This window comes from Paenibacillus sp. J31R34 (assembly GCF_059383715.1).
Window position 1 is genome coordinate 424,809 of record NZ_JBXENU010000003.1, and the last position, 12,397, is coordinate 437,205.

Sequence of the window (12,397 nt, forward strand, 5' to 3'; positions counted from 1 at the left end):
TTTGTGGTAAAATAAATCATCAGCGGCGCAGGTAGAGAGCTTTTGCCGCGCTATTATACAGTCAGGTGTGATAATTTAATGAAACCTTTTATTTACGACTATACGCTAGAGCAGCTGCAAGATTGGATGAAAGAGAATGGCGAGCCGGCGTTTCGTGCTGGCCAGCTGTACGATTGGCTGTACGTTAAGCGTGTAAACAGCTTTGAAGAGATGAGCAACTTGTCCAAATCGCTCAGAACGAAGCTGTTTGACCAATTTCAATTTGTAACGCTCTCCGAAATAACGAAATTCGAATCCAAGGACGGAACCGTCAAGTTTCTGTTCGGGCTGCATGACAACCATGCAATCGAGACCGTTATTATGCGCCATAATTATGGCAACAGCATTTGCGTGACTACGCAGGTTGGCTGCCGGATCGGCTGTACCTTCTGTGCATCGACGCTGGGCGGCTTGAAGCGGAATTTGACCGCAGGCGAAATTATTGCTCAAGTCGTAGTAGCACAGCAAATGCTGGACGTTACGAATGAGCGTGTATCAAGCATCGTTATTATGGGTTCCGGAGAGCCGTTCGAGAACTATGATGCGACGATGATGTTTTTGCGCACGATGATTCACGAGAAAGGTCTGAACATTGGCCAGCGCCATATTACCGTTTCGACCAGCGGAATCGTGCCAAGCATGTACAAATTTGCCGACGAGAATACGCAAATCAATCTGGCGCTTTCTATTCATGCCCCGAATGATACGCTGCGCTCCAAGCTGATGCCGGTTAACCGCCGTTATCCTTTTGATGATGTGATGGAGGCCTGCCGTTATTATTTGGCCAAGACAGGTCGCCGGATTTCGTTTGAATACGCTTTGATCGGCGGGGTTAATGACCGTCCCGAGCATGCGCAGGAGTTGGCGGATGTCCTCAAAGGACTGCTGTGCCATGTCAATTTGATTCCGGTCAACCATGTGCCGGAGCGAAATTATGTGCGTACGCCACGGGAGGATATTTTTGAGTTCCAGCGTATACTGGAGAAAAATAAAATAAATGCAACGATTCGCAGGGAGCAAGGGCATGATATTGCCGCCGCTTGCGGACAGCTTCGTGCGAAGCACATGGAGTCTACGACGAGGTGATAACGGTTGATTACGGCAAACCTGAGCGATATCGGAAAAGTTCGTCAAGTCAATGAAGATCATTCATGGGTAGGACAGCTAGATAATGGCATCACGTTTGCTATAGTCGCTGACGGGATGGGCGGCCATCAGGCGGGCGATGTAGCGAGCCAGCTGGCAGTGAATACATTCCGTGAAATGCTGGAGCCCATTGCGGCGAGACCTGACTTTTCCATTGAGGAAGGCAAGGCATTTTTGCGCAAAGCCATTGTAGGTGCGAATGATGTCGTTTATGACATGGCATCGCGCAATGAGCAATATTATAATATGGGCACTACGATAGTCGCTGCCATGTTTCAAGGTCGGGAAGCCGTCATCGGACATATTGGGGACAGCCGCGCTTATGTCATATCCAAAAGCTGCATTGTGCAGTTGACGGAGGATCATACGCTTGTCAATGAGCTGCTGAAATCAGGGCAGATCAGCGAGAAGGAGGCGGTGGTCCATCCACGGCGCAACGTGCTCACCAGAGCGGTAGGCACCGATGCGTCTGTTGAGGTTGATATCCAGACGATTTCCTACTCGGCCGATGATTTCATCCTGCTGTGCAGCGATGGGCTGACGAACATGGTCAGCGATGATCAAATTATGTATACCGTAACGAAGGGTGGAGCGAGCCTGAAAGATAAAGCGGAGCATCTCATCCATTTGGCGCTGCGCGCTGGCGGGGACGATAACGTTACCGTCGTGCTGCTGCAAGTAAATACCAGCGCAGATCGAGAGGAGTGTACAGCTGATGATAGGGCATAATTTAGGCGGTCGCTATGAAATTCTGACTCGCATCGGCGGAGGCGGCATGGCGCTTGTCTATAAAGCCCATGACGTCCTGTTGAACCGCAATGTGGCGGTTAAAGTGCTGCGCCAGCAGTTTGTGCATGATGAAGAGTTTATTCGCAGATTTCGCCGTGAGGCGCAGTCGGCAGCTGCGTTATCCCATCCCAATGTCGTTAGCATCTATGATGTAGGACAAGAGGAAGATACGCATTATATCGTTATGGAATATATCGAAGGCAGCAATCTTAATGAGATTATTTTGGAGCGTGCACCGCTGCAGGCGGATGAATCGGTTCGTATTGCCATTCAAATCTGCGATGCGCTTGGTCATGCCCATCAGAATCATATTATTCATCGTGATATTAAACCACATAATATTTTGATCGGTAAAAACGGCAGGGTCAAGGTAACCGATTTCGGTATTGCCCGCGCGGTTACTTCTTCTACTATTACCCAGACAGGCTCGGTGCTGGGCTCGGTTCATTATTTTTCTCCTGAGCATGCTAAAGGGGTAAGTACAGGCGAGAAATCCGACCTTTATTCGCTGGGCATTGTACTCTATCAGATGCTTACCGGCAATTTGCCTTTTTTGGGAGAAAGCCCAATCAGCGTCGCTTTGAAGCATTTGCAGGAAACATTTGAGGAGCCGCGCGTTGTAAACCCTCATATTCCGCAAAGTGTGGAAAATGTTATTTTACGGGCGATGCGCAAAAATCCGGGGGAACGTTACCATTCGGCTCAGGAAATGCTGAACGATTTGGAAACCTGCCTCGCGCCAAATCGAAGGAATGAGGAAAAGGTTTCATTTGCCCATGTAAATGATCTGGATGAGACTCGTGTCATGCCAGCCATTCGCGGCAGTGATATCCGTCCCATTCGCCAAAGCGAGTCAAGCTATGAGAAGGCGGAGGTTTCTTCGGATCAGACGGGCCGGCAGGGAGATAAAGAAGTTCTGAATAAGAAAGCAAAGGGCTGGAAGCGACCGACGATAATCGTGGCAAGCACGCTGGTTGTCCTGGCATTCATAATATGGGGATTCGTGACTTTGCTTGATCGGCTGGATGTAGAGGAAGTGAATGTGCCGTACGTTGTCGGCCTCGACTTGGAGCAGGCGACGGCAAAGCTTGAGGATTTTGGGCTGAAGGTGCAGGAACCGACGATACGGGAGTTCCGCGACGATATACCGATCAATCAGGTATTTGAGCAGACGAAGAAAAATATGCGCGTCAAGCAGGGCTCGTTCATACAGCTATCTGTGAGTGATGGGCCGATGCTTAAGCAGCTTGGCGATTACCGGGGCAAGACGCTGCAGGCGGTTAAGGATGAGCTTTCTGCGCTTGGGATTAATCCGGATACGCAAATTGATGTTGAAGAAGTATTCAGCGAGCTGGAAGCGGATACGGTTGTTACACAACAGCCGGAGCCGGGAACGGATTTTGATCCGAATACGGTGAAATTCCAGTTTATGGTCAGCAAAGGCATGGAAACGATTAAAATGCCGAACTTGATTGGCAAAACAGTAGCTGAGGCTAAAGATATGGTGAAGGCAAATGGACTGACGCTTTCAGACGATGATATTTTGTATGAGCCGAGCTATGTGCAAGCCAAGGGCCTTGTGCTCAATCAGGACCAATACAAGCCGAATGATCCTGTTCCAAAAGGAACAAAAATTACCATTCGAGTCAGCTCAGGTCCTTCTGCGGAAGCGAAGGAGCATCAGTTCAATGTTGTCATTTCGCCAGCGAAGGCTGGAAAAACGAGCGAAATTCGCATCGTCTATACCGACTCTAGAGGGCAAAACATTGAATGGGGCAGAAACCAAATTCAAGATACCCAGACATTTCCCGTAACCGTTATCCTGGCACCGAACACTGAGGCCATGATTACGATTTATCGGGACAGTCAGTTTGTCGATACGAAATCCGTCACTTACGATCAACTGGCGCAAAGCAGCAGTTCATCTACCGTCACGGTGCCGGGCGAGGAAGAACAGGTGACAACGCCTGTTACAGAAGAGCCGGTCGTATCGGAATCGCCAGCTCCTGAACCGACAGTGGAGCCGGAACAATCGGAGGTTAACGACAGCGATGACCAAGGAAGCGAACATGGAGAAGCGGAAGGAAAAGGCAAGGGAAAAGATGAGCAGCAGCCATAATCACGCATCTCTTGAGCTTCGTGGACGCATTGTGAAGGCGCTCAGCGGCTATTATTATGTACTGCCTGATGAGGCTGAATCTCAGGGTGCAACGGTACAATGCCGTGGGCGCGGCATTTTGAAAAATAAAGGAATTACGCCACTAGTAGGCGACGAAGTTATATACAGCCTTACGGAGAACGGCGAGGGGACGGTGGAGCGGGTTTTGCCTCGCTCATCCGAGCTTATACGCCCTCCGGTGGCGAATATTGATGTGGCGATGCTGGTTTTCTCCGTAACGGAGCCAGCGCTCAATTTGACGCTGCTGGATAAGTTTCTTGTGCATATCGAGCATGCGGAGATTGAAGCGGTGCTGTGCCTTAGCAAGCAGGATTTGGAGCATGATGGCGAGGAGACGGAAGCGGCTGCTGAGGCCGCCTCTTCTGTCAACCGCATTTATTCCGCTATTGGCTACGAGATATATGGGACAAGTTCCAGACAAGGCAAGGGCATTGACGAGCTTCAAAAGCGGCTACAAGGGCATTTGGCGGTTTTTGCCGGGCAATCGGGTGTAGGCAAGTCTTCGCTGCTTAATGCAATTGTTCCTGGATTGCAGCTTGAGACGAATGCGATCAGTAACCGCCTTGGGCGGGGCAAGCATACGACGAGGCATGTGGAGCTGATTGAAATTGGCGGAGGTTATGTCGCCGATACGCCTGGCTTTAGCCAGCTCGATTTCACCGAGCTTGGCATTGAAGATTTAGGCTACTGTTTTCGAGAAATACGCGCGTTGTCTCCGGACTGCAAATTTCGTGGCTGCACGCATGTGCAGGAGCCGGGCTGCGCGGTCCTTGCTGCTTTGGCAGAAGGGAAAATAGCGCCAAGCCGTCATGAAAATTACTTGCAGTTTTTAAATGAAATGAAAGATAAAAAACGGAGGTACTGACAAACCCATGACTATAATAGCACCCTCTATTTTATCGGCTGACTTCAGCCGGCTCGGAGAAGAAATTTCAGGTATTGAGCAGGCCGGAGCGGACTGGATTCATGTAGACGTTATGGATGGACAGTTCGTGCCGAACTTAACCTTCGGTCCTCCTGTCATTGCGGCTGTAAGGCCAGCAACAAAGCTGCCTTTTGATGTGCATCTGATGATCGAGCGTCCGGAATTGTCAATCGCGAATTACGCAGCCGCTGGTGCTGATCGTATTACGGTACATGCAGAAGCATGTGTGCATTTGCACCGTACGATTTATCAAATTAAGGAACTGGGACTTCCGGCTGGCGTAGCCATCAATCCAGGAACTCCGGTATCTGTGCTGGAATCTGTGCTGGGCGATGTGGATCTGATCCTGGTTATGACGGTAAATCCGGGCTTCGGCGGACAGAAGTTTATCCCTTATTCGCTGAATAAGCTGCGTCAAATCCGCAGCATGCTTGTGGAGCGCGGGCTGCAGCATGTTCATGTGCAGGTGGATGGCGGCATCAATGAAGAAACGGCTAAGCTTGTGACGGAGGCGGGTGCGAATGTACTCGTAGCCGGCAATGCAGTATTTGCCCAAGCAGATCGCGCGGCAGCTATATCGGTTTTACGCTAGGCTGCATATCCTCAAATTAAGTTTGCACTTGGGAGGCTGTAATGGAAGAATACGAGACATCTCGAGGGAAGACATGGCTGTGGGTGCTCCTATTTGCGCTCGGTATAGGCTTGCTGCTTGCGGCTTTCTCCATTCTAACTGGGATGATCAAATACGTTTTTTCTTTGCTTGCTTTGTATTTGATTTTTCAGTTTTTCAAAAGGGTCGAGAAGCTATGGGCACGAATAACGGTAATCGTGCTGGGGCTGGTGTTTTATTTCTTGGCCGTATTGGTTTATACGGCAATCCAGTTCATTAATGAAAATCCGCCTCCAATGACGTGATCATCGCGGATATGGGCCCTCCAGCACTCGTTCAAATGGAATAGGACAAAGGTTAAGCGCATAGGATGGTTACATGAACGCAGGTTCGTGTAGCCATTTTTTTTGAAATATAGGGAAGTATATCGCAGCACTATTCTTTCTCTATATTTCTCGGAATGAAACGCGCTGCGCCACCAAAGGATGGCTTTCGGCCGTTTCACCTTGAAATATAGGAACGTATATGATGTTTCTATCCGTTCTCTATATTTCTCGGAATGAAACGCGCCGCGCCGCCAGAAGATGGCGACAGCCGTTTCACCTTGCGTGAAACATAGCATGTGTATGCGGGAAGAAAAAGCATGTAAGTCACCATTTCGATGAGCGTGTCTGAGGAGGGATGGGCATGAAATTTTACACGATCAAGCTGCCGAAATTTTTGGGCGGGTTCGTAAAGGCGATTTTGAATACCTTCCAAAAAAGTTAGTTCCTTTGCAGCCGCCTTCGAATGATCGTGGTTTATGTGAACAATAAAAAGCACCTGAGCCCAGGTGCTTTTTGTCTACCATACAGCATAAAGCTGCAGGAGATGAATTATACGCGAGTTACTTTACCGGATTTCAGAGCGCGCGCGCTGACATAAACACGTTTCGGTTTACCGTCAACTAGAATGCGAACTTTCTGAACGTTTACTCCCCAAGAACGACGGTTTTTGTTGTTAGCGTGGGAAACGTTATTGCCTGTACCAGGGCTTTTGCCTGTTAGAAAACATTTGCGGGACATGAGTACACCTCCTTCAAGTAGTGCTGAGCTAAAAGCGCATTGTTAGCATAAGCTGTCAGTTATTGCATAAGCAAAACCGCATCGTAGCCATAAGCTCCCAGTTCTGCGTGAGCAAAACCGCTTCATTGGCTTGAAAAAGCGTCGAAGAAGCCTGCACAAAAACATACTTTGATATCGTATCATAGTTGTGGGGTCTGAGCAACTAAAACTGATGTTTTTTATGGCGATTTGCCTGAGGTTGGCACCGTCTGCCCTTCTATAACGTAACAGTTTATAGTACAATAATAATTAGTCAAAGATTTTTGTTGCAGCTTCAGTAGCAATTGACTTTAAACAGGGTAATTCATGCTAGACGGCAAATAGCTGAGAATGATTTGATGAATGGGCAGCTTTGCCGCCAGAGGACGGCGACAGCCGTTTACGCTTGTTCCCTTTAAAGACGCGATCTACACGATAAAGGAGTGAATTTCCATGCCACTTACGCTCAGCACTGAGCTTGGCCAAATTTTCATAACAGAGGAATGCATTGCCGTTATGGCCGGTTCCGCCGCGATGGATTGTTATGGCCTTGTCGGGATGGCTTCTCGCAAACAATTAAAGGATGGCATTGCCGAGCTCCTGGGCAGAGAGAATTTGGCGCGCGGCGTTGAAATTCGTAGAGAACAAGATAAACTTTATATTGATTTGTATATTATTGTGAGCTACGGTACGAAAATTTCAGAAGTAGCGCATAATATTCAGACGAAGGTGAAATATGTGATGAGCGATGTTATTGGTCTTAACGTGGACCAGGTCCATATATTTGTGCAGGATGTAAGGGTATCTACATAGCAGGAAGGGGAATTTTCATTGAGTAAGGGCTTCATTAACGGTTCCGATTTTACCGCCATGGCCGTGCTGGGCGCAGAGTTGTTAAATCAAAATGTCGATAAGGTAAATGCGTTGAATGTTTTCCCTGTGCCTGATGGCGATACGGGAACGAATATGAATTTGACGATTGCCTCGGGCATTCGTGAGCTGCGCAGCAAGCCGTCCGACCATTTAGGCAAAACGACGGAAGTACTGTCTAAAGGACTTCTGATGGGAGCTAGAGGCAACTCAGGCGTTATTTTGTCACAGCTGTTTCGTGGTTTTTCGAAGGGACTTGCAAACGCTGAGCAAGCTGGCCCACAGCAGATTGCAGCGGCGTTGCAGCACGGTGTAGATCTTGCTTATAAGGCTGTTGTGAAGCCGGTGGAAGGAACGATTTTGACGGTAGCCAAGGAAGCAGCGAAGCATGCGGTTACTTATGCACGCCGTACGAATGATGTTACGGAGCTGATGAAAGAGGTTTACGAAAAAGCGAATGAAACACTCCAGCGTACACCGGATATGCTTCCTGTGCTTAAGCAGGTTGGCGTTGTAGATTCTGGCGGACAAGGGCTAGTGCTTATTTATGAAGGGTTTGTGCGTTATTTAGTTGAAGGCGAAGGTTCATATGAAAGCTATTCGCTATTATCTGAAGCAGCGCCACCTGAAGAAGTAAGTGTCCCGACGGCACAGCCAGCTTCAGCTCCACGTAAGGCCACGAATTTTGCTGCACAATCCCGTCTGGAGACGGCGGATATTGAGTTTTTCTATGATATGGAGTTTTTTATAAATCGCAAGCCTGGGGGCAAAGCTGCGCCGTTTTTTGATGAATACGCTTTCAAGAAAGCGCTTGGCAAAGACGGGGACTCCATACTTGTCATCGCTGAGGACGATATCATTAAAGTTCATGTGCATTCCCGCAGGCCGGGTGATGTGCTGAATTTGGCACTGCCTTACGGCGAGCTGACGAACCTGCATATTCTGAATATGCGTGATCAGCATCGTGAGCTTCTAGAGGAAGAAACAGCGATTCCGTCCTACGCGGTGCTGCCTGATTATGCGCTGTCGGGAAGCATTTCCTCGCCAGAGCTGCTGGCGGGAACTTCGGGAGCGGCCGTGCCGCCTGGACAAGTTCATGAGCTGGCGCCATTCGGCATCATTGCCGTAGCTCTCGGCGAAGGCATTTCGAACATTTTTCTGGATAATGAAGTGGATATCGTGCTGTCCGGCGGGCAAACGATGAACCCGAGCACCGAAGATTTCGTGAAGGCTATTGAATCGCTTGTGGCGGATCATATTTACTTGCTTCCGAATAACGGCAATATTATTCTTGCTGCTGAGCAGGCTGCTGAGCTTAGTGAACGCAACGTTACGGTTATCCCGACGAAGACAATCCCGCAAGGGCTTGCGGCGGTGCTGGCTTTCAAAGAGGATGAGAGCGCTTCGCGCAATACGGATTGGATGAAAAATGCGGCTGAGCAAGTTGTATCCGGCCAAGTAACGCATGCGGTTCGCGACACGACAATTGATGGTGTAAATATTCGCGAGGGCGATTTTATCGGTATTAAAGAGAAGGCCATTGTCGCGGCGCATGAGGATCTGGCAGAGACTTGCCGCCTCCTCATTACTGAGCTTATGGCCGGCGGCGGCGAGCTGATTACGGTGCTGACTGGAGCAGAGGCGAAAGCGGAAGATACGGAAGCGCTGGAAGCATGGGTGGCAGAGGCTTATCCCGATGCAGAGCTGGAAATTCAAGAGGGCGGACAGCCGCTTTATCCTTATTTATTCGCTGTGGAATAATGACAGGACACTAATCATTCAACAGCTGTTTATTCGGTACGAAAGGGGTCGCGAAGATGAGGAACATTCATATTATTACCGACAGCACTTCGGATATCCCGGCTGAAAGATGTACAGAGCTGGGCATTCAGGTTATACCGCTAAAGGTGCTGTTTGGTGAAGAAACCTATTTGGATGGCGTGACGATTGGGAAGGAGCAGTTTTATGAAAAACTGATTGCTTCGCCTGTTCTTCCGACAACCTCTCAGCCGTCTCCAGCGGAGTTTCTTGAAGTATATGAACGGATTTTGCTAGGCGATCCGGAAGCTATTATTATATCGATTCATTTGGCGTCCGTACTCAGCGGCACTTATCAGTCGGGCGTCATTGCGAAATCGATGCTCGATGAGCAAGCGGATGTGACGGTCATTGATTCCAAGTCGGCTTCGTATGGCTATGGGGTTCAGGTAGTGACGGCAGCACGAATGGCGCGTGAGGGGGCCTCTAAAGAGGCGATTTTGGCAGAGGTGGCCCGTCTTCAAAAGGAGCTAAGCCTTTATTTCCTCGTTGGTTCGCTGGAATTTCTCCAGAAGGGTGGCCGAATCGGCAAGGCGGCAGCGCTGTTCGGATCGATTTTGAACATTAAACCGATTCTTTCCCTTGATCAGGAAGGGACGGTTCAGTCCGTGGACAAGGTGCGCGGTACGAAAAAAGCGATGCTGCGCATTATGGAAATGCTCGACAAGGATTTTGGCAATGCTCGCGTTGGGGTTGCGATTGGCTGGACGCACGGCGAGCAGACGGCGCAGGAGCTTGCGGCGCTGCTCCAAGATAAGCCGAATGTGGCATTCATTGATTTTATAACGATTGGCGCCACGGTGGGTACCCATGTGGGTCCTAATACCTCGGCTGTATTTATGTATAAAGTGTGAGGAATGATTATGATGACGCTGGAGCAATATTCCGTCCGGCAAATTAAAGGCGTGAGCGCTCCAAAGGAGCAAGAGCTTCACGCCTTTGGCGTTCATACCGTTGCTGATTTGCTGGACTATTTTCCATTTCGTTATGAGGATTATCGCGTTCGCGCGCTAGCGGATGTCAAGGACGGAGACAAAGCTACCGTACAAGGGGTTGTGCGGGGCATGCCAGTGCTGCAGCGTTACGGGAAAAATAAATCGCGGCTCACTTGTAAAATTGAGATCGACTTTTTGCTCGTTACAGCGGTATGGTTTAACCGCCATTTTCTAAGGGATCAGCTGACGCCTGGCCGTACCATTATTTTGACAGGCAAGTGGGAGCAGCATCGCCAGCAGATGACCGTCTCGGAGTCCGAGTTTCCGGAAGGGACCGGCTCTGCCAAATCAGGGACGCTGCAGCCGGTGTATTCCGTCGGTGGGGCCATTACGCAGCCATGGATGCGCAAGACGATCAAGCAGGCTTTGCAGCAATATGGCCCGATGATCGAGGAAGTGCTGCCGTTTGAGCTTATGGAGCGGCACCGGCTCATTGCTCGCCGTGATGCAGTGCTGCACATTCACGAGCCCGGAGATATACGGGAGGGTCTCGAGGCACGGCGGCGGATGGTGTATGAGGAGCTGTTTCTATTTCAGCTGAAATTGCAGGCTTACCGAATGCTCAGCCGCAAGCGGGGTGATGGCATCGCCCATATCATTGAAGCGGAGACGATTCGGCAGTTCGCGTCCACGCTGCCGTTCGAGCTGACGGATGGGCAGAAGAAGGTCGTTAATGAACTATTGGTCGATATGCGGCAGCCTGCAAGCATGAATCGGCTGCTGCAAGGCGATGTCGGCTCGGGTAAAACGGTCGTTGCCGCCATTGCGCTCTATGGTGCGGTAAAATCCGGGCATCAAGGCGCGCTAATGGTTCCGACGGAAATATTGGCGGAGCAGCATATGCGTTCCTTGACGAAGCTGTTCGAGGGCATGGACATTGAGGTGGGACTGCTGACGGGAAGCATGACGGAGCGTCGTCGCCGCGATGTATTTGCGGGGCTTCAGATGGGGCTGATCAACATTGTCGTTGGTACGCATGCACTCATTCAGGAGACGGTCTTTTTCCGCAGTCTCGGTCTGGTTGTAGTGGACGAGCAGCATCGCTTTGGCGTTAATCAGCGCAGCGTTTTACGACGCAAAGGAATGAATCCCGATGTGCTGACGATGACGGCGACGCCAATTCCGCGAACGCTGGCCATTACCGCTTTCGGGGATATGGATGTATCGACAATTCGCGAGCGTCCGCACGGGCGCAAGCCGATCAAAACGTATTGGGTCAAGCATAGCATGATGGACCGGGTGCTTGGCTTTATTCGCCGCGAGGTAGGAGAGGGCAGACAGGTCTATATGATATGCCCGCTCATTGAGGAATCGGAGAAGCTGGATGTGCAAAATGCCATTGACCAGTATATGCAGGTGCAGCAAGCCTTTCCCGATCTGAAAATCGGTCTGCTGCATGGGCGCCTAAGCGCGGCGGAGAAAGAGCAGGTCATGAGCTCCTTCGGTGCGAATGAGCTGCATGTACTCGTAGCTACGACCGTTGTTGAGGTAGGCGTCGATGTTCCGAATGCGACGCTGATGATCGTTATGGATGCGGAGCGGTTCGGCTTGTCACAGCTGCATCAGCTGCGGGGCCGGGTTGGCCGTGGCGCCCATCAATCCTATTGCGTGCTAGTCGCTGATCCCAAGTCGGAGACAGGGCGCGAGCGCATGAAGGTCATGACGGAAACAGATGACGGCTTTGAGGTGGCACGCCGTGACCTCGAAATCCGGGGGCCGGGCGATTTTTTCGGAACGAAGCAGAGCGGTCTGCCAGAATTTCGTGTCGCGGACATGGCGGCGGACTTCGAAGTGCTGGAAATGGCGCGGGACGACGCGGCTGAACTGTGCGCCCGCGACGATTTTTGGGACAATCCGGCTTATGCAAGAATACAGGCGAAGCTGAATCGTGATCAACTTTTTCAAGGAGAACAGCTTGATTAGGAAATATCCGGGAACCTTTGG

Annotated in this window: 12 protein-coding genes; 11 read left to right on the forward strand and 1 reads right to left on the reverse strand. The window is 50.3% G+C overall.

Going from position 1 to position 12,397, the window contains the following annotated elements; translation table 11 throughout:
• Window positions 1-78 precede the first annotated feature (78 nt).
• The 7 genes from rlmN to spoVM all read left to right on the forward strand — a co-directional run bounded on the left by rlmN (window position 79) and on the right by spoVM (window position 6,456).
• Window positions 79-1,125, forward strand: a complete 1,047-nt coding sequence (rlmN, locus tag AC50YG_RS11290; RefSeq protein ID WP_341282369.1) for a dual-specificity RNA methyltransferase RlmN — start codon at window positions 79-81, stop codon at window positions 1,123-1,125.
• Window positions 1,126-1,131: 6 nt separating this feature from the next.
• A complete protein-coding gene (locus tag AC50YG_RS11295; RefSeq protein ID WP_494826853.1) occupies window positions 1,132-1,914 on the forward strand; it encodes a Stp1/IreP family PP2C-type Ser/Thr phosphatase in 783 nt (260 codons plus the stop codon).
• Entirely contained in the window at window positions 1,901-4,093 is a 2,193-nt protein-coding gene (gene pknB / locus AC50YG_RS11300; RefSeq protein ID WP_494826855.1) for a Stk1 family PASTA domain-containing Ser/Thr kinase, read from the forward strand. Before AC50YG_RS11295 ends, pknB begins: the two co-directional genes overlap by 14 nt.
• Window positions 4,077-5,018 (forward strand): ribosome small subunit-dependent GTPase A, encoded by a 942-nt coding sequence (gene rsgA, locus AC50YG_RS11305; protein WP_494827171.1) that lies wholly within the window; start codon window positions 4,077-4,079, stop codon window positions 5,016-5,018. The genes pknB and rsgA overlap by 17 nt, the downstream gene beginning before the upstream one ends.
• A 7-nt stretch (window positions 5,019-5,025) precedes the next feature.
• Window positions 5,026-5,670, forward strand: coding sequence for a ribulose-phosphate 3-epimerase (gene rpe, locus AC50YG_RS11310; RefSeq protein WP_473759437.1), 645 nt, complete (start codon window positions 5,026-5,028; stop codon window positions 5,668-5,670).
• A gap of 41 nt (window positions 5,671-5,711) precedes the next feature.
• A complete protein-coding gene (locus AC50YG_RS11315; RefSeq protein WP_473759436.1) occupies window positions 5,712-5,993 on the forward strand; it encodes a hypothetical protein in 282 nt (93 codons plus the stop codon).
• 382 nt (window positions 5,994-6,375) lie between these two features.
• Entirely contained in the window at window positions 6,376-6,456 is an 81-nt protein-coding gene (gene spoVM, locus AC50YG_RS11320; protein WP_040711006.1) for a stage V sporulation protein SpoVM, read from the forward strand.
• 107 nt (window positions 6,457-6,563) lie between these two features.
• On the opposite strand, the gene rpmB is transcribed toward spoVM, so the two are convergent.
• Window positions 6,564-6,752: a 50S ribosomal protein L28 gene (rpmB, locus tag AC50YG_RS11325; protein ID WP_046230617.1), complete on the reverse strand. Its 189-nt coding sequence runs from the start codon at window positions 6,750-6,752 to the stop codon at window positions 6,564-6,566.
• Window positions 6,753-7,223: 471 nt separating this feature from the next.
• Between rpmB and AC50YG_RS11330 the strand changes: the two genes are divergently transcribed.
• Genes AC50YG_RS11330 through recG form a run of 4 tightly spaced genes read left to right on the forward strand, consistent with a single transcriptional unit; the run spans window position 7,224 to window position 12,376 of the window.
• Window positions 7,224-7,583, forward strand: a complete 360-nt coding sequence (locus tag AC50YG_RS11330; protein WP_473759435.1) for an Asp23/Gls24 family envelope stress response protein — start codon at window positions 7,224-7,226, stop codon at window positions 7,581-7,583.
• Between the two features lie 18 nt (window positions 7,584-7,601).
• The gene (locus tag AC50YG_RS11335; protein WP_494826859.1) at window positions 7,602-9,401 is read left to right on the forward strand and encodes a DAK2 domain-containing protein; all 1,800 of its coding nucleotides are present in this window, start codon (window positions 7,602-7,604) and stop codon (window positions 9,399-9,401) included.
• A gap of 56 nt (window positions 9,402-9,457) precedes the next feature.
• On the forward strand, window positions 9,458-10,312 hold the full coding sequence (locus AC50YG_RS11340) for a DegV family protein (protein ID WP_341282375.1): 855 nt from the start codon (window positions 9,458-9,460) through the stop codon (window positions 10,310-10,312).
• Between the two features lie 12 nt (window positions 10,313-10,324).
• On the forward strand, window positions 10,325-12,376 hold the full coding sequence (gene recG, locus AC50YG_RS11345) for an ATP-dependent DNA helicase RecG (RefSeq protein ID WP_494827173.1): 2,052 nt from the start codon (window positions 10,325-10,327) through the stop codon (window positions 12,374-12,376).
• The last annotated feature ends 21 nt before the right edge of the window (window positions 12,377-12,397 follow it).

Excerpts from the sequence above, each read along its gene's own strand:
- AC50YG_RS11330 (WP_473759435.1), top strand. The coding sequence starts at position 7,224 with ATGCCACTTACGCTCAGCACTGAGCTTGGCCAAATTTTCATAACAGAG.
- AC50YG_RS11315 (WP_473759436.1), top strand. The coding sequence starts at position 5,712 with ATGGAAGAATACGAGACATCTCGAGGGAAGACATGGCTGTGGGTGCTC.
- pknB (WP_494826855.1), top strand. The coding sequence starts at position 1,901 with ATGATAGGGCATAATTTAGGCGGTCGCTATGAAATTCTGACTCGCATC.
- rpmB (WP_046230617.1), bottom strand. The coding sequence starts at position 6,752 with ATGTCCCGCAAATGTTTTCTAACAGGCAAAAGCCCTGGTACAGGCAAT.
- rsgA (WP_494827171.1), top strand. The coding sequence starts at position 4,077 with ATGAGCAGCAGCCATAATCACGCATCTCTTGAGCTTCGTGGACGCATT.
- recG (WP_494827173.1), top strand. The coding sequence starts at position 10,325 with ATGACGCTGGAGCAATATTCCGTCCGGCAAATTAAAGGCGTGAGCGCT.
- spoVM (WP_040711006.1), top strand. The coding sequence starts at position 6,376 with ATGAAATTTTACACGATCAAGCTGCCGAAATTTTTGGGCGGGTTCGTA.
- rlmN (WP_341282369.1), top strand. The coding sequence starts at position 79 with ATGAAACCTTTTATTTACGACTATACGCTAGAGCAGCTGCAAGATTGG.
- rpe (WP_473759437.1), top strand. The coding sequence starts at position 5,026 with ATGACTATAATAGCACCCTCTATTTTATCGGCTGACTTCAGCCGGCTC.
- AC50YG_RS11340 (WP_341282375.1), top strand. The coding sequence starts at position 9,458 with ATGAGGAACATTCATATTATTACCGACAGCACTTCGGATATCCCGGCT.